Source organism: Allocatelliglobosispora scoriae (assembly GCF_014204945.1).
GTDB lineage: Bacteria > Actinomycetota > Actinomycetes > Mycobacteriales > Micromonosporaceae > Allocatelliglobosispora > Allocatelliglobosispora scoriae.
In genome coordinates this window covers 3,424,206-3,441,914 of sequence record NZ_JACHMN010000002.1, presented here as the reverse complement: position 1 = coordinate 3,441,914, position 17,709 = coordinate 3,424,206, and the positions used below count along the sequence as shown (strand labels likewise).

Below are 17,709 nucleotides of genomic sequence, written 5' to 3'. Positions count from 1 at the left end.
CCTTGCGCACTCCTCTTCGAGCACTTCTCGGCGTTCTGACGCTGATCACGGCAGCCATAGTCGTGCCGCAGCCCGCCCATGCCGCCGCTACCTACACCGCTTTCACCGCGTCGGGGTATTACCGCAACGTCGAGGCCGTCCAGGCGCCGAATATGTACCTGGGCGTCAGCACCTACCAGGGCAACGTCATGCTCGACCTGATGGGTCTCGGCGACGATCGTTTCAACATCAGGTTCTATGTCGTGCCGCCGACCGGCTCCACGCTCGGGGTGGGCACCTTCACCACGCAGCCCAACGCCGATCCGAGCTCGCACGGCATGCGCCTCACACACGCCAACGGCCAATGGTGCGACGACAGCGGCACCATCACCATCCATGAACTCACCTGGAGTTCGCCGACGGAGATAGCCGGCTTCGCCGCGACCTACAGCCTGACGGACACGCTCTGCCCGGGTGGCGTCACCGGGGAGATCCGCTGGCACTCCGCGTTGGGATACCGCAGCATCAGCACCGACACGTCGGTGCTGACCTGGAACAACGCATGGGCCGGTCAGCAGGCGCCGCCGCAGTCGGTCACCTTCGCCCCGGCGGGCGGCGCACCCGTGACCCTGGGCGCTGCCACGGTCTCCGGCACGAGTGCCGGGATCTACCCGATCACGGGCAACACCTGCACGGACGTGACGTTGAACGTGGGCGAGACCTGCACCATCACGATCACCCCGTTCCCGACGGGCACCTACAACACGCCTGCGAAGCTCACCCTGGCCGCGAACGTGGCCCTGGGCGGGATCTCGGTCGATCTGAACATCGGTGCCCTCGATCCGCGCCATGTCTACGCGACGCCCGGCAACGTCCACTTCGGCAACCGGCTGGTGGGCGTGACCTCGGCGCCCGAGACCGTCACGTTCACCGCGTACGGCCCGCTCGGGGTGACCTTCGGCGCCGGGACCTTCATCGGTGGCAAAGGCCCCTTCGCGGTCGTCACCGACGGCTGCTCCGGCAAGACTCTGGCGCAGGACGAGACCTGTTCGGTCAGCTTCACCGTCAAGCCCACGGCGATCGGGCCGGAGGGGGTCAGCTACCGATTCCCGGTCAACAACCTCAGCCAGGTGGTCGATGCCCGCCTGGAGGTCTACGGCATCTCCGGTGAGATCTCGACCTATCACCAGCTGCCGCCGCAGCGGATCCTGGACACCCGGTCCGGGCTGGGTACGCCGAAGGCCCCGATCGGGCCCGGCGGCCAGGTCCAGCTGTCGGTGCTGGGCGTGGGCGGCGTACCGGCGAGCGGGGTGACCGCCGTCGTGCTGAACGTGACCGTGACGGCGCCGACCACGGACGGCTATCTGACCGTCTACCCCACCGGATCCACCCGGCCGACCGTGTCGTCGCTCAACTTCGCCAAGGGCTGGACGGGCGCCAACTCCGTGACCGCCGCAGTCGGCGCGACTGGCAAGGTCAGCTTCTTCAACGCGTCCGGGAACACCCACGTCATCGCCGATGTGGTGGGCTACTACCAGGCGGATTCGGGAGCTGCCGACGGCGGCCAGTACCACCCGCTCAACGCTCAGCGGGTCTTCGACTCCCGTGAGGACTGGGGCGTCCAGCTCGGCGGCCTCGAGGACTTCCACCTGATCCTCGACTTCGAGAGCAGCGCTAATCCGCACATCACGGCGTGGGCCGTGAACATCACCGCCGCGTCGCCGAAGGGCGGTGGCTTCCTGACGGCCTGGGACGGCAAGGAGGGTCAGCGGCCGGGGACCTCGACGTTGAACTTCGCGACCGGCAAGACGGTTCCCAACATGGCGATCGTGCCGGTGAGCGAGTGCGACATCGATCCCGAGTGCACCGGTATGCCGATGATCGGCATCTACAACGGCGCGCTCGCCGGGGTCGACGTGATCGTGGACATCGTCGGCTACTTCGACGACGGCATCCTCGACGGCGGCCTTCGGTTCCAGCCCGCGCCGCCGACCCGGATCGCGGACACCCGCAGCGGATTCGGCGGAGCCGGCACCCTCGGCGGCAACACGATCAAGAAGATCACGCCCGCGATGACCGTGGCCTGGGCCGATACCAGAGCACTGGTGATGAACGTGACGGCGGTGGCTCCGTCCAAGAGCACCTATCTCACGCTCTGGCCGGCCGAGGTCGCCGGGCTGCCGAAGCCGACGGTCTCCAACCTCAACCCGGTCGCCGGGCAGACCGTGGCGAACGCCTCGATCACGGTGATCGGACCCAACCGGGGAATCAACATCTACAACTACAACGGCAGCACCAACGTGATCGTCGACGTGGTGGGCAGCTTCGTGATCTGGCCGCTCACCGGCGGCGATCCGAACGCCCTGCGACCCAGCGCCGCCACGATCACCGCCCGCTCCGCCGGCACCGCCGGGATCAGCGGAGTGTCGACGAGGCGGTGAGGCCGGGAGCGGATCGCCGCTCCGGACCGGATGAACGACATCGGCGCCCGGGAATGATCCCGGGCGCCGATCGACGTTCGGTCAGCTCAGTGCGGCTCGGGCGGCGGAGTATCCACTGACGACGCTGCGGACCGGTCCGACCACGAAGTCCTCGGCGACCCGACCGTACTCCGAGCGCAGGCGTCGATCGCGGCCCTCCTGGCTCTTCTTGCCGACGGCGGGGAGCACGGCACCCATCGCCCGCTTCCAGCCGCTGCTGCGGTCGAAGGCGAGCGCTCGCTCACCCGCCCGCTCCAGGGCCAGCGGCAGCTCGGACAGGCGCCGACGGGCCGCCTCGGCGATCGCCTCCGGCCACGGCTCCGGCAGGCCGGCGGAGCTGAGTGTCGCGTACCGGTCGACTGAGCTTGTGATCTTCTCTTTGACGCCCTGAGCGGCGATCAAGCCCTCGACCAGCACGCTCGGGCTGACGGCCGGGGCCTGCCCGGCGAACATGTCGCCGAGCTCGTCGAGGGCATAGCTGAGGTCGGTGTCGAGGCGCTCGAGCACCGCGCGGCGGCCGACCACGGCGGGTTCGAGCAGCTCGCGGAGCTGCCGGATGCCGGAGGGACCGGCGATGCCGACACCGGACGCGGCGAGCGGGCCGGTCCGAGGGCCGGGACCGGGCTTCGTGCGGAAGGTGGCCTTGGGGCGGGCCACGGCGGCGCCGGGCGGGCCGGGCACCTCGTCGGTGGCGGAGGTCGCGACGAGCGGCACCTCGCCGAGGTCGCCGTCGTCGAGCAGCCGCCGCAGGTCACCGGCGACCTGGGGCAGCGAGGTCGGCAGCAGCCGGTCGGTCTGGTTGAGCGCCACGATGAAACCGCCCCGGGTCGCGGCGAGCCGCCGCAGGTAGCCGTCGTGAACGACGAGGTCGGCGTATTTCTGGGGGTCGGTCACCCAGACCACGACATCGACGAGGTCGAGCAGCCGGTCCACCTCCGCGCGGTGCGAGGGCTGGATCGAGTCGACGTCGGGCAGGTCGAGCAGGACCATGCCGCGCAGGCCCACCTCGTCGTTGCCGTCGAGCGCGCTCTCCCGGACGAATCGGCGCCGAGGCTGCACACCGAGCCAGTCCAGCAGCAGCTCACCGCCGTCCTTGTCGCCCCAGACGCAGGCGTAGGCCTCGGCCGTGGTCGGCCGCAGCGCGCTGACCGGCGAGCGGTCCAGGGAGGTGAAGGCGTTGAACATGCTGGACTTGCCGGAGCCGGTGGTCCCGGCGAGAGCGACGGTGGTGTGGCTGAGGGAGAGGTCGAGCCGCGCGAGCGCCCGCGACGAGGTGCTGCGGGCGACCGCGAGGCGATCGCTCGGCACGTGCTCGTGCACGGCGTCGAGGATGGCCCGCACGGTGTCGATCTTGGCGTGAACGCTGGAGGCCGTCACCGGAGGCGCATCGGCGGCGCGCGGAATTCGCGCCTTTCGCTTGCTCATGCCTGGCCTCCGGGATCTGTCGGCGGTCCTTCGGAGGGTCCACCCGCTCCGACCGGCTGGGGTGTCGGCCGGGATTTACCGTCCACAGTCTCGCCGACTGGCGTCGGATCGTCGAGTCCGTCAAGCGTGGGATTCGTCGCGTCGTCCGTGCCGTCCGCAGCCGCCGCAGCCGTGACCTCGATGGTTTCCTCCGGGGTGGCCGTGTCGGGGAGCTCCTCATCCGACACGGGCTCAGCGGCCTCCGGGCGCGTCGAGGCGGTGCCCGCCGGGCGCTCGGCCATGTAGCGGCCGGAGGCGTTGCGGGTCCGCGCCGAGGCGCGGCCATCGCCCCGATCGACGGTCTCGGCCGCCACGCCGGACTCAGGCTCGACGGCCTCAGGCTCGATGGCCTCAGGCTCGATGGCCTCAGGCTCGATGGCCTCAGGCTCGATGGCCTCGGGGTCGATGGCCTCGGGTTCGACGGCCTCAGGTTCGACGGCCGATTCGTCCTCGCCCCACGGTCCGTCCTCGGTCGGCGACTCGGGCTCGGTCGGCAGTTCGAGGTCGTCGACGAGAGAAGGCTCGGCGCGACCGCTCTCCACCGGCTCCGTCGACAGGTCGAAGGGCGCCGGCGGCGTGGGCGCGAGCCAGTCGGTCGGCTCCCAGGTCGAGGCGGGCTCGTCGGCCCACTCGGGCTCGGCGGGCGGCCCGGCCACCACGGCGGCGAGCCAGTCGCGCAGCGGCGCGATCACCTTCTCCGGCAGCATGCCCTGCCGGTCGAGCCGGGACTCGGGAACCACGAAGAGCGGCGGCGCGGGCTCGCCGAGCAGCTCACGCAGGTGGCGGGCGATCTCCGGAGCAGATTCGACGGGTACGCGGTCCAGCACCACCGCCAGCGCCACCCCCCGGGCCCGGGCCACCTCGAGGTGCCGCCACGCAGCCGCATCCGCGTAACGAGTGGCGGTGATCACAAAGAGCCACAGATCCGCTGCTGCGAAGAGTTCCTCGGCGACCGGCCGATTGGCTTCTTCGATCGAATCCATGTCCGGCGCGTCGATCACGGCGATGCCGAGCGGGAGCAGCGAGGCACCGATGGGGCGCAGCCCGTGCCGGTGCACCCTCGCGGTGTCGGCGGGGTTGCAGATCAACACTGGCGTACGCGTCGTGGGCCGCAGCACTCCGACGGGGCTGACGGGTGCCCTGACCAGGCTGTTAACCAGCGTGGACTTGCCCGCGCCGGTCGGACCCCCGACCACAGCGAGCAGAGGGGCCGGTGGGCGGACCGAGCTGCTGGACGTCACGGGACTAAGACTAAGCGGTCAAGACCCACCGTGAGTTGACTGTCCCTGACTCAACTGTGACGGACCCCCTGTGGGCACCCCGCCCGAAGATGTGTCAGTATTGAGTCCGGTCCACTCAACTTAGACGTTCGCCCCGTGTCGACAGGCCGACTACGGACCGGTCGGGGGCGCTCTACCTGGAGGAACTCAACATGGCACGTGCGGTCGGCATCGACCTCGGGACGACCAACTCGGTGGTCAGCGTCCTTGAGGGTGGCGAGCCCACCGTCATCGCGAACGCCGAGGGATCCCGCACGACCCCCTCGATCGTGGCGTTCGCCAAGAACGGTGAAGTTCTCGTCGGCGAGGTTGCCAAGCGCCAGGCGGTGACGAACCCTGACCGGACCATCCGTTCGGTCAAGCGTGAGGTCGGCACCAACTGGTCCATCGACATCGACGGCAAGAAGTACACCCCGCAGGAGATCTCCGCGCGGGTGCTGATGAAGCTCAAGCGCGACGCCGAGGCCTACCTGGGCGAGCAGATCAGCGATGCGGTCATCACCGTTCCGGCCTACTTCAACGACGCTCAGCGCACCGCGACCAAGGAGGCCGGTGAGATCGCCGGCTTCAACGTGCTGCGCATCGTCAACGAGCCGACGGCCGCCGCGCTCGCCTACGGCCTGGACAAGGGCACCAAGGAGCAGACGGTTCTCGTCTTCGACCTCGGTGGTGGCACGTTCGACGTCTCGCTGCTGGAGCTCGGTGACGGTGTCATCGAGGTCAAGGCGACCGCCGGTGACAACCACCTCGGCGGCGACGACTGGGACGACCGGGTCATCGACCACCTGATCAAGACGTTCCGCGGTCAGCACGGCATCGACCTCGGCGCCGACAAGATGGCGATGCAGCGTCTGAAGGAGGCGGCGGAGAAGGCGAAGATCGAGCTCTCCGCAGCCCAGACGACCAGCATCAACCTGCCCTACATCACCGCCGGTCCCGACGGGCCGCTGCACCTGGACACGACGCTGTCGCGCTCGGAGTTCCAGCGCATCACCCAGGACCTCCTCGACCGGTGCAAGGCGCCGTTCGAGCAGGCGATCCGGGACGCGGCGATGAAGACCGCCAACATCGACCACGTGATCCTCGTCGGTGGCTCCACCCGCATGCCCGCCGTCACCGAGCTGGTCAAGCAGCTCCTCGGCGGCCGTGAGCCCAACAAGGGCGTCAACCCGGACGAGGTCGTCGCCGTCGGCGCCGCCCTGCAGGCCGGTGTGCTCAAGGGTGAGGTCAAGGACGTGCTGCTCCTCGACGTGACCCCGCTGAGCCTGGGCATCGAGACCAAGGGCGGCATCTTCACCAAGCTCATCGAGCGCAACACCACGATCCCGACGAAGCGTTCGGAGATCTTCACCACGGCCGACGACAACCAGCCGTCCGTGCTGATCCAGGTCTTCCAGGGCGAGCGCGAGATCGCGGCCTACAACAAGAAGCTCGGCACCTTCGAGCTGACCGGCCTGCCGCCCGCGCCCCGCTCGGTGCCGCAGATCGAGGTCACCTTCGACATCGACGCCAACGGCATCGTGCACGTCAACGCCAAGGACCTCGGCACGGGCAAGGAGCAGTCGATGACGATCACCGGCGGCTCCGCGCTGCCGAAGGACGACATCGACCGGATGATGCGTGACGCGCAGGACCACGCCGACGAGGACAAGCGTCGCAAGGAGGAGGCGGAGGTCCGCAACGTCGCCGAGCAGCGGCAGTGGCAGACCGAGAAGTTCCTCGCCGAGAGCGGCGACAAGCTCCCGGCCGAGGCCCGCGAGAAGATCAACGACGCGCTGGGTGACCTGCGGTCGGCCCTCGGCGGCACGGACATCGACAAGATCAAGGCTGCGCACGAGCAGCTGGAGAAGGTCTCCCAGGAGGCCGGCTCGCAGCTCTACGGCCAGACGCCGCCGACCGGTGCCGGTGCTGCCGGTGGTCCGGCGCCCGAGGCCGACGGCAACGTGGTGGATGCCGAGGTCGTCGACGACGACGGCTCGAAGAAGTGACTTCAGCTGGTGGCGATCCGCTCGTCGGTGGTGAAGACCCCGGCGAGCGGATCGTGATTCGTGACAAGCGGAAGGTTGCTCCTGTGGGAACTCCCGATTCTTCTACCGACTCCGTTCTCCCCGGGGCCTCCGGTCCCGCTGAGGGCACCGGCGGGGAGACCGCCGCGGCTGAGACGGTCAGCTCGGCGGAGTCCGTCGTCGTCGAAGGCGACATAGTCGAGGGTGACGTGGTGGCCGCTGCGGCTTCCGACGACGCTCCGGCTGCGGCTGAGCCCGCCGCCGTGTCGGAGCCCGCGGCTGCTGATGCGGCACCGGCTCCGAGCGCTGCCACCGAGGACGACTCGGACGGGTCCGTCCTGCTGGGGATGGAGCTGGATCTGCTGCGCGGGCAGCTGGACGAGGCTCAGGTCGACATCAAGCGGGTCGCGGCGGAGTACAAGAACTACCGCGAACGGGTGAAGCGCGACCAGGCTGCGGCCTCCGAGAAGGCGACCGCGGACACGTTGGTGGCACTGCTGCCGGTGCTCGACGATCTCGATCGGGCTCGGGAGCACGGGGACCTGACCGGGCCCTTCGGATCGGTGGCCGAGCAGCTCACGGCGATCGTGACGAAGCTCGGGCTGACCGCATTCGGAGCGAAGGGCGACCCCTTCGACCCCAACCGGCACGAGGCTGTCGCGCACCTGCCTTCGGCAGATGTCACGGAGCCGACATGCGTCGACGTCATGCGGCGTGGTTATCTGCTGGGCGAGCGCTTGCTGCGTCCGGCGATGGTCGCCGTGGCGGCGCCCGAATGAACGACAGCCCCGGGGGCGTGGCCCCCGGGGCTCACCCCTTGTCACCCGCCGCTAGACAGGTGGAAGCGTGAGCTCGAAGGACTGGCTCGAGAAGGACTTCTACGCCGTGCTCGGCGTGGCCAAAACGGCCACGGCCGACGAGGTGAAGCGTGCCTATCGCAAGCTCGCCCGCGAACTGCACCCGGATCACAACCCCGGAAACCCGGCTGCCGAGGAGCGGTTCAAATCCGTCTCCGAGGCCTACGACGTGCTCTCGGACGACCGCAAGCGTCGCGAATATGACGAGATGCGCTCGCTGTTCGATGCGGGCGCGTTCCGGCGTGGTGCGCGCGGCGGCGGTGCGCCCGCCGGCGGTCAGTCCTTCGACGACCTCTTCGGCAACGGCAACGACCAGCGCTTCGGCGGGGCGGGCTTCTCCGACCTCTTCGGCTCGATCTTCTCCGGCGGCGCGCCCGGCGGTGCGGGTGCCGGCCGTCCGGGTCCGGCCCGGGGACGCGATGTCGAGACCGAGGTCGAGCTCGACTTCGCCGACGCGGTCCGCGGCACGACGATGCCCGTCACGGTACGAGCACCGGGCGTCTGCGACACCTGCCACGGCAACGGCGCGAAGCCGGGCACCCGCCCGCACACGTGTCCGGCCTGCCGGGGCAGCGGCTTCATCTCCCGCTCGCAGGGCTCCTTCAGCTTCTCCGAGCCGTGCCGGGAGTGTGCCGGTGCCGGTGAGGTCGTCGACGAGAAGTGCCCCGAGTGCCACGGCACCGGCGGTGTCACCAAGACCCGCACGCTCAACGTACGCATCCCGGCCGGTGTCGCCGACGGGCAGAAGATCCGGCTGGCCGGACGGGGCGAGCCCGGCGATCGGGGTGGCCCTCCCGGCGACCTCTACGTGCTCGCCCGGGTCAAAGCCGACCGGCTCTTCGGCCGGGTCAACGACGATCTGACGCTGACGGTCCCGGTGACCTTCCCCGAAGCCGTGCTCGGCGTGGACCTGCGGGTGCCGACGATGGATGGTGCGGTGACCCTTCGCGTACCGGCCGGGACCCCGTCGGGGCGGACCCTCCGCGTACGCGGAAGGGGTGTTGCCCGTAAGGACGGGCAGGTCGGCGACCTGCTGGTGACGGTCGAGATCGTGGTTCCCGCCAACGTCTCCGCCGAGGCCCGCACGGCGCTGCTGCAGTTCGCCGAGCACACCTCCCCGGCGCCGCGACGCCACATCGAGACGATCGCCGAGCATCGACTGGACGAGCAGAGGCTGCACAGCGAGGGAGGTTCCCATGGATGAGATCGACGCCAAGGTAATCATCATCTCGGTGGCGGCGGCGATGGCGGGCATGCATCCGCAGACCCTTCGGCAGTATGACCGGATGGGCCTGGTGCAGCCCGGCCGCTCGGCGGGTGGCGGGCGGCGTTACAGCGTCCGCGATGTCGAGTTGCTGCGCGAGATCCAGCGCCTCAGCCAGGACGACGGCGTCAACCTCGCCGGCATCAAGCGGATCATCGAGTTGGAGCAGCTCGTCCTGCAGCTTCAGCAGCGCATGGCCGAGCTCCGCGAGGAGGCGCACGCCGCCTACCAGCGGGTTGCCGAGCTGGAGGCGATGTCGCCCTATCCGCGCCGGGACCTGATCCCGACGAGCCGGACGTCGACCGCAGTGGTCGTCTGGCGCCCGCGCCAGCCCCCGGGTTACTGATCACCGCACCTCAAGATCGTCGCAACTCTTGAAGAGTTGTTCTTAAGGCCTGGCGGCCTGAAGCAACAACTCTTCAAGAGTTGCGACGATCTTGGTGAAGCGAAAGCTCAGGCCAGGCGCTTGCCGTGGCGGACCAGGCCGCCCTCGCACCAGTCGTGGTAATTGAAGAGGTCCGGCCTGGCCAGCAGCATGCGGGTGTTGTGCGCCCACGTGGTGATCAGGTCGTCGCCCTCCTCCTCGGCGGTCTCGACGAGCTTGCGCAGCTTGCGTCGGGGGTGCGCGCGGAACTGGGTGCGGATCGCATCGGCGGCGTAGATGTAGAGGCAGTGCAGCGCGAACCGGCGGGCCGGGCACTGCGGGTCGAGCGCCAGGTCGAAGAGCGTGTCGATGAGGCGGTCGCCGGAGACGAGGAGGTCCCAGTCGGGCGGCATGGCCTGCAGGGGCACGGAGTCCGGGGCATATGCCCAGGCGCGCAACTCACCCGGCCTGGGATCGACCGGGTTCACGAATCCGCGGAAGACCGCTGGTGAGACGCTCACGCCAAATGCTCCTGGGTCACGCTGTGTGTTTCTTGCTACACAGCCGCGATGCTGCGGCTCGCACGGTAACCCACTGGCGGGCCTGAATGGAATACCCGTCATCAACCCGTTACTGACTTACTTCTCGAATGCGCAAAGGTGACAGTCGGCGCCGGAGTGGCCCTCCGGAGTTGAGTCCGGTAGACTCAACTCTCGATGGATACTCAACGACTTACCACGAAGAGCCGTGAAGTCATCACCGGTGCCGTTGCCATCGCTACCCAGCGCGGTCACGCCACCGTTGAGGCATGGCATCTGCTCCTGTCCCTCCTCGACACCGGCGGCTCGACCGCCTCGGGCCTGCTGCGCGCCGCCGGGGCCAACCCGGCCGAGGTGCGCCGGGCCGCTGCTCGCGCGGTCGAGCAGCTCCCCAGTGCGCACGGGTCCAGCGTCGCCGAGCCCTCGCTGTCCCGGGAGTTCGTCAACGCGATCAATGCCGCCGAGCAGATCGCCCGGCCGCTCGGGGATGAATACGTCTCCACCGAGCACCTCCTGGCCGGTCTCGCCCAGGTGGGCGGCCAGGTCGGGCAGACGCTGCGCGAGCACGGCGCGACCGAGGAGACGCTGGTCGCGGCGTTTCCGCAGATCCGCGGCGGCGATCGCCGGGTCACCAGCCCTGATCCCGAGCAGCAATATCAGGCGCTGGAGAAATACAGCGTCGACCTCACCGCCAAGGCCCGTGACGGCAAGATCGATCCGGTCATCGGGCGCGACTCGGAGATCCGCCGGGTGATCCAGGTGCTCAGCCGGCGGACCAAGAACAACCCTGTGCTCATCGGCGAGCCCGGTGTCGGCAAGACCGCGATCGTGGAGGGCCTGGCTCAGCGCATCGTCGGCGGCGACGTTCCCGAGTCGCTGCGCAACAAGCGCCTGGTCAGCCTCGATCTCGGTGCGATGGTCGCCGGTGCGCAATATCGCGGCCAGTTCGAGGAGCGGCTCAAGAGCGTGCTGGAGGAGATCACCTCCAGCAACGGCCAGATCATCACCTTCCTCGACGAGCTGCACACCGTCGTCGGTGCGGGCAAGGGCGAGGGCTCGATGGACGCGGGCAACATGCTCAAGCCCATGCTGGCCCGCGGCGAGCTGCGCATGGTCGGCGCGACCACGCTCGACGAATACCGAGCCAACATCGAGAAGGACCCGGCCCTGGAGCGCCGCTTCCAGCCCGTCGTCGTGGGCGAGCCGTCGGTGGAGGACACCATCGGCATCCTGCGCGGGCTCAAGGAGCGCTACGAGGTGCACCACGGCGTGCGGATCACCGACGCCGCGCTGGTCGCGGCGGCGACGCTCTCCGACCGCTACATCACCGACCGCTTCCTGCCGGACAAGGCGATCGACCTCGTCGACGAGGCAGCGTCGCGCTTGCGCATGGAGATCGACTCACGCCCCGTCGAGGTCGATGTCATCGAGCGGTCGGTACGCCGTCTCGAGATCGAGGAGATGGCGCTGGCGAAGGAGACGGATCCGGCGTCCCAGGACCGGCTGGCCCGGCTGCGTGCCGAGCTCGCCGACAAGCGCGAGCAGCTGACCGCACTCACCGAGCGCTGGCTCAACGAGAAGACGCACATCCAGGCGATCTCGGCGGCGAAGGAGCAGTTGGAGACGCTGCGCGGCGAGGCCGACCGGGCCGAGCGCGACGCCGATCTGGGCCGTGCCTCCGAGCTGCGCTACGGCCGCATCCCGGAGCTGGAGCAGGAGCTGGTTCACGCCGGTGCCGAGTTGGCGGCGCTGCAGAACAACGGCGCGATGCTGAAGGAGGAGGTCGGCCCCGACGACATCGCCGGTGTCGTGGCGAGCTGGACCGGCATCCCCGCCGGCCGGATGCTCGAGGGCGAGACGGCGAAGCTGCTGCGGATGGAGGAGTCGCTGACGGCTCGGGTCATCGGGCAGCCGGAGGCGGTCGCTGCGGTGAGCGACGCCGTGCGGCGCTCCCGCGCCGGTGTCGCCGATCCGGACCGGCCGACGGGCTCCTTCCTCTTCCTCGGTCCGACCGGTGTCGGCAAGACGGAGCTGGCGAAGGCGCTGGCGGAGTTCCTCTTCGACGACGAGCGCGCGATGGTTCGCATCGACATGAGCGAGTATGCGGAGAAGCACTCCGTTGCCCGGCTCCTCGGCGCTCCTCCCGGTTATGTCGGCTATGAGGAGGGCGGCCAGCTCACCGAGGCGGTCCGGCGGCGCCCCTACTCGGTGGTGCTGCTCGACGAGGTGGAGAAGGCCCACCCGGACGTCTTCGACGTGCTGCTCCAGGTGCTCGACGACGGCCGTCTCACCGACGGGCAGGGCCGCACGGTCGACTTCCGCAACGCGATCCTGATCCTGACGAGCAACCTCGGCTCGTCGGTGATCACCGATCCGACCCTCGGTGAGGACCAGCGGCGTGACATGACGCTGGCGATGGTCCGCTCGCACTTCAAGCCGGAGTTCCTCAACCGGCTCGACGACATCGTGGTCTTCCACGCGCTGTCGCCGGAGGGCCTGGGCTACATCGTGGGCATCCAGACCGAGCGGCTGCGCAAGCGCCTCGCCGACCGGCGGCTCTCGCTGGAGCTCAGCGACGACGCGATGCGCTGGCTCGCCAGCCACGGCTACGACCCGGTCTACGGCGCCCGCCCGCTGCGCCGCCTGGTGCAGACGGCGATCGGCGACCAGCTCGCGCGAGCACTGCTCGCGGGGGAGATCAAGGATGGCGATACGGTACGCGTCACGCTCGATGGAGATCATTTGTCGATAAAGTGAGTTACATTCTCTAATCCGCGATAACGTCCGATTGTGGACGAGGTGTGGAAGTTATCGCTGGTCACGGGCTGGTTGCCGGCGGCGCTGACGATCCTCGGCGTCGCCGCTTTCATCGCCCTGATCGCGATCCCGCCCTACCCGAGGCGGTGGGCGATCATCGCTCCCGTCGTGATCGTGTCGGCGGGGGTGATCGTCTACGCGGGATCGTGGGCGGTCACCAACGTCGCGAAGCTCTTCACGGACGAGATCCCCACCGAGAACCTGCTCTGGTCCTGGGTGGCCCTCGCCGGGCTGGGTCTCGCCGTCGGCCGCCTGCCCCGGCTGCGCTGGTGGGGCTGGATCGCCGCCGCGCTCGCCGCGATCCTCGTCTTCATCGGCGCGGGTGCGCAGATCAACCGCTTCTACGGGCAGTACCCGACGCTCGGCACGGCGCTCGGGGTCACACGTTCCAAGACGGTCGAACTCAGCTCGGTCGACAAGCCCGCGACCGGCGTGGTGACCCCGCCGCCGGGCGGCTTCCTCGCCGACGTGTGGCAGCCACCGGCCACGATGCCCACGAAGGGCACCGTCTCCAAGGTGACGATCCCCGGCACCCGCTCCGGCTTCAAGGCGCGGTCGGCCTACGTCTACCTGCCGCCCGCGTACCAGGTCACCGCGCATCGGCCGCTGCTGCCGGTGCTCGTACTCGTCGCCGGGCAGCCCGGCCAGCCGGAGTCCTGGCTCATCTCCGGGCAGCTCGTCGACAAGCTCGACGCCTTCGCCGCCGCGCACAAGGGACTGGCACCCGTCGTCGTCATCCCCGACGACCTGGGCAGCTCCTTCGCCAACCCGCTCTGCCTGGACTCCAAGCTCGGCAACGCGCAGACCTATCTGGCGAAGGACGTGCCCGATTGGATTAACAGCGAGCTCCAGGTGGCACAGGGCCGCGACAACTGGACCTTCGCCGGGTTCTCCCACGGCGGCACCTGCGCCCTGCAGATGGGTGTCAACGCACCGGACGTGTACGGCAGCTTCATCGACATCTCCGGCCAGAGCGAACCCACCCTCGGCAGCAGGGAGAAGACGATCGACGGTGCCTTCGGCGGTGACGCGGCCGCGTTCGCGAAGGTCAACCCGCTCGACGTGATGAAGACCCGCCAGTTCCCCGACACCGCTGCGGTGATCGTCGGCGGGACGAGCGACGGCACCTACCTACCGCAGGCCAAGGAGGTCTACGCCGCGTGCAAGGCCGCCGGCATGGACGTGACGTATATGGAGATCGACGGCGGGCACGACTGGCGGGTCTGGGGCGGCGGCCTCGAACAGAACCTGCCCTGGCTCGCCCGCCAAACCCACCTGAGCAGCCAGTGAAGGAGCGTGTGGTGACCGAACTCGTCTCCCCCGAAGCGGCGGCGCCGTCGCGGTGGCGTGCCACGCTCGACGCCGGGCTGGCGATTCTCCGCCGAGCCCCGCTCACGATCGGTGTCGTGGTGGCGCTCTGGGTCATCGGTCTCGCCACGCGCAGCATCCTGCGCGGACCCTCGGAGAGCCTGTTGGACCGGATCGGCCTCGGCGTACCGGCGCTCGCCGACGGCCGCTGGTGGACCCTGCTCACCGGCGGGATGTGGGCGAAGGGCTTCACCGCCTACCTCGTCGTGACCGCGATCTATCTGCTGCTCGTCGCGCCCGCCGAGAGCCGGTTGGGCTGGCGGATGACCGGGCTGCTGCTCGTCGTCAGCCAGGTCGGCGGCGCGCTGTTCGGTCTCGGCGTCGTCTGGGTCGCCGCGCGCATCGACGACGAGAGCTGGCTGGGCAACCTCGCCTCCGACATCAGCATCACCCCGGCCGCCGCGGTCTTCGGCGTCGGACTCGCCTTCAGCTTCCGGATGACCGCGCTCTGGCGTCGGCGTACGCGGCTCGTCCTGCTCGGTGTCGTGCTCGTCGCCGCGCTCTACGTCGGCTTCCTCCACGACGTGGTACGCGCCACCGGCGCCGCCGTCGGTCTCGGCGCCGGCTGGCTGCTCCTGCACCGCCGAGCCCCCACGACCACGACGACGACCACGACCCCCGCAACTCTTCAAGAGTTGCGGGGATCAAGCGCTGACCAGGTGATTCCCGGTGAGGCGTCGGCTGCGGGCGCAGGAGCCGGGCGTGGTCCCCGGCTCTACGGCTCGTCGCATGCCGAGACCCGGGTGCTGGTGGCGCTGGTGGTCGCCGTCTCCGCCCTCGGCGCCCTGGTCGCGGCACTGGTGCCGATGCCGATCGGGCCGCTCGCCACCTACAACGACTTCTTCGTCTCGCCGCCGCCCGACGCCGCGACCGTCGCCGGGATCTGCGCCGACCCGACACTCGCCGACGACTGCCGGCAGCTGCGCGCCGAGGATGTCTTCGCCGGGCCGACCGGCTTCATCATGTCGATCCTGCCCGCACTGGCACTGCTCGTCATCGCCGAAGGGCTGCGGCGCGGCAAGCGGCTCGCCTGGTGGCTGGCGCTCGGCATCAACGTGGCGCTGATCGGCCTCGCCACCTGGTTCGTCATCGAAGCGATGGTGAACGACCGCGCGGACATCCCGGATGCCGGTGCCTTCCTCTGGGACTCGCTCACGCCGCTCGCCCTGCCGCTCGTCACGCTGATCGTGCTGCTGTTCACCCGGCGCCACTTCGATCTGGCGATCCCGCGCCCGGCGCTGCGGCGGCTCGGCATCATCGTCGGCGGCGGGCTGGTGCTGGCGAGCCTCGCCTACCTGCTCATCGGCTATGCGATCCGGGACCAATTCGATCCGCCGGCCACGTTCGGCGCGCTGCTGGGCGATCTGCCGGCCCGGTTCCTGCCCCCGGCGTACCTCGGACTCTTCAATGCCGACGTGGTGCCGGCGGGGCGCGGCGCTCGCCTGCTCGCGGGCGGCATCGGCGCGATCTTCTGGGTCGTCACCCTGGTCGCGCTGCTGTTCGCCTTCCGGCGCTCGGGCGAGCTGAGCCCGCAGGGTGCGAAGGCGAAAGCGCGCGGGGTGCTGGAGTCGGGCGGTTCGACGCTGTCCTACATGGCGACCTGGCCGGGCAACGACTACTGGTTCACCGGGGACGGCAAGGCGGCGCTCGCCTATCGCGTCATCGGCTCGGTCGCACTCACCACCGGCGAGCCCTTCGGCGAGGCGGCCTCGCGGGCGGCGGCGGTCGGCGAATTCTCCGCCTACTGCGACGAGCACGGGTGGACGCCGTGCCTCTACAGCGTCACCGAGGAGTGCAATCGGGTCACCGAGCAGATGGGCTGGCGCTCGGTGCAGGTCGCGGAGGACACCGTCGTACCCCTGAAGGACCTGGAGTTCACCGGGAAGAAATGGCAGGACATCCGCACCGCGCTCAACAAGGCGGCGAAGGCTGGGGTGACGGCGGAGTGGTTCACCTACGCCAAGGCGCCGTTGTCGATCACCGACCAGATCCGCTCCATCTCGGAGGAGTGGGTCGCCGACAAGGGCCTGCCCGAGATGGGTTTCACCCTGGGCGGCCTCGACGAGCTCTCCGACGAGCACGTGCGCTGCCTGGTCGCGGTCGACGCCGACCGGACCGTGCACGGCGTGACGAGCTGGATGCCCGTCTATCGGGACGGCCGTCCCGTGGGGTGGACCCTGGACTTCATGCGGCGCCGCTCCGACGGCTTCCGGGGCGTGATGGAGTTCCTGATCGCCTCCGCCGCGCTCGGCTTCCAGAAGGAGGGCGCGGAGTTCCTCAGCCTCTCCGGGGCGCCGCTGGCCAGGCTCGATCGCGGCGAGCAGCCGGGTGCGCTGCAGCGGATGCTCGATGTCGCGGGCCGGACGCTGGAGCCCGTCTACGGCTTCCGGTCGCTGTTCAACTTCAAGGCGAAGTTCCAGCCGTCCTACGAGCCGATGTACATGACCTACCCGGATCCGGCGGCACTGCCCGCGATCGGCCAGGCGATCGGCAAGGCCTATCTGCCGCACGTCACGCCGGGGCAGATGTTCCGGCTGACCCAGCGCTTCCTGAAGCGGCCCGAGGAGTAGAGCGCTACTCCCGGTGGCGAGCAGCGGATACGCTGACCGCCGATGTAGGGAGGAATCTTCGTGTCTTACGTAACCCCTCAGTATTCCGCGCCGACCGACCAGCCGTCCCGACCGTCCACGGTCACCGTCGCGTCGCTGTCGCTCTGGGCCATGGCGCTGCTCTCGCTGGCCAGCGTGGTGCTCGGAGTCATCTCGTTCGCATCGATCGATGCGCAGAAGATCGCTGACGCCTATGTGGCGGGTGGCATGGAGCGGGATGTCGCCGAGACCACGGCACCCCTGGTGCTCGCGGTCATGTACGGCACCGCGGGCATCAGTGCCGTCATCGGGGTCATCTACCTCGTCCTCGCGATCTTCGTCGGCAAGGGCAAGAACTGGGCCCGGATCACCGCCTGGGTCTTCGGCGGCCTCGCGATCTGCTGCAACGCCCTCGCGGCCGGCAGCGCTGCGACCGGCAGCTCGCTGACTTCCACCAACTCCGGCGGTGTCGACGCCGAGGTCGTCCAGGAGAAGCTCAGCGAATACATCCCGACCTGGGTCGACCCCACCAGCATCGGGCTCGCGGTCGTCGCGCTGCTGCTCGCGCTGGCCGTCGTCGTCCTGCTGGCGCTGCCCGCGTCGAACGCCTACTTCCGCCGCCCCGAGCCCGAGTGGGTCCCCCCGGCGGGTCCGATCGTGTAACTCGTGCCAGCGCGAGAGTTTCGCGGTGATCATGCCACGA

The 17,709-nt window shown here is 69.5% G+C and carries 12 protein-coding genes; 9 read left to right on the top strand and 3 right to left on the bottom strand.

The annotated features are described in order from the left end of the window. Window positions 1–2: 2 nt before the first annotated feature. A complete protein-coding gene (locus tag F4553_RS21300; protein ID WP_184838612.1) occupies window positions 3–2,420 on the top strand; it encodes a hypothetical protein in 2,418 nt (805 codons plus the stop codon). An 81-nt stretch (window positions 2,421–2,501) separates the two neighbouring features. Here F4553_RS21300 and F4553_RS40195 read toward each other — a convergent pair whose 3' ends face one another. Together F4553_RS40195 and F4553_RS21290 are read right to left on the bottom strand one after the other, a co-directional pair. Further along, a complete protein-coding gene (locus F4553_RS40195; RefSeq protein ID WP_221469963.1) occupies window positions 2,502–3,884 on the bottom strand; it encodes a GTPase in 1,383 nt (460 codons plus the stop codon). Beyond that, window positions 3,881–5,164, bottom strand: a complete 1,284-nt coding sequence (locus tag F4553_RS21290) for a GTPase domain-containing protein (RefSeq protein ID WP_184838610.1) — start codon at window positions 5,162–5,164, stop codon at window positions 3,881–3,883. Before F4553_RS21290 ends, F4553_RS40195 begins: the two co-directional genes overlap by 4 nt. 191 nt (window positions 5,165–5,355) lie before the next feature. Between F4553_RS21290 and dnaK the strand changes: the two genes are divergently transcribed. From dnaK to F4553_RS21270, 4 genes are all read left to right on the top strand, one after another. Continuing rightward, complete coding sequence (gene dnaK, locus F4553_RS21285) at window positions 5,356–7,191, top strand: molecular chaperone DnaK (protein ID WP_184838608.1); 1,836 nt, start codon at window positions 5,356–5,358, stop codon at window positions 7,189–7,191. 83 nt (window positions 7,192–7,274) lie between these two features. Then, window positions 7,275–7,988: a nucleotide exchange factor GrpE gene (locus F4553_RS42525; protein ID WP_312875298.1), complete on the top strand. Its 714-nt coding sequence runs from the start codon at window positions 7,275–7,277 to the stop codon at window positions 7,986–7,988. A 67-nt stretch (window positions 7,989–8,055) separates the two neighbouring features. Then, window positions 8,056–9,270: a molecular chaperone DnaJ gene (dnaJ, locus tag F4553_RS21275; protein ID WP_184838604.1), complete on the top strand. Its 1,215-nt coding sequence runs from the start codon at window positions 8,056–8,058 to the stop codon at window positions 9,268–9,270. Continuing rightward, a complete protein-coding gene (locus F4553_RS21270) occupies window positions 9,263–9,676 on the top strand; it encodes a heat shock protein transcriptional repressor HspR (protein WP_184838603.1) in 414 nt (137 codons plus the stop codon). Before dnaJ ends, F4553_RS21270 begins: the two co-directional genes overlap by 8 nt. A gap of 107 nt (window positions 9,677–9,783) precedes the next feature. Here the strand turns inward: F4553_RS21270 and F4553_RS21265 are convergent, their stop codons facing one another. Further along, on the bottom strand, window positions 9,784–10,215 hold the full coding sequence (locus tag F4553_RS21265) for a hypothetical protein (RefSeq protein ID WP_184838601.1): 432 nt from the start codon (window positions 10,213–10,215) through the stop codon (window positions 9,784–9,786). Between the two features lie 195 nt (window positions 10,216–10,410). Here F4553_RS21265 and clpB point away from each other — a divergent pair, with 195 nt between their 5' ends. The 4 genes from clpB to F4553_RS21245 are packed head-to-tail and all read left to right on the top strand — an operon-like array spanning window position 10,411 to window position 17,669. Continuing rightward, window positions 10,411–12,990 carry an ATP-dependent chaperone ClpB gene (gene clpB / locus F4553_RS21260; protein ID WP_184838599.1) on the top strand — a complete coding sequence of 860 codons (2,580 nt, stop codon included), beginning with the start codon at window positions 10,411–10,413 and terminating at the stop codon, window positions 12,988–12,990. Window positions 12,991–13,023: 33 nt separating this feature from the next. Beyond that, window positions 13,024–14,340: an alpha/beta hydrolase gene (locus F4553_RS42520; RefSeq protein WP_184838597.1), complete on the top strand. Its 1,317-nt coding sequence runs from the start codon at window positions 13,024–13,026 to the stop codon at window positions 14,338–14,340. 11 nt (window positions 14,341–14,351) lie between these two features. Further along, window positions 14,352–16,988 (top strand): phosphatidylglycerol lysyltransferase domain-containing protein, encoded by a 2,637-nt coding sequence (locus F4553_RS42515; RefSeq protein ID WP_184838596.1) that lies wholly within the window; start codon window positions 14,352–14,354, stop codon window positions 16,986–16,988. Between the two features lie 60 nt (window positions 16,989–17,048). Continuing rightward, window positions 17,049–17,669: a hypothetical protein gene (locus F4553_RS21245; protein ID WP_184838594.1), complete on the top strand. Its 621-nt coding sequence runs from the start codon at window positions 17,049–17,051 to the stop codon at window positions 17,667–17,669. Window positions 17,670–17,709 lie beyond the last annotated feature (40 nt).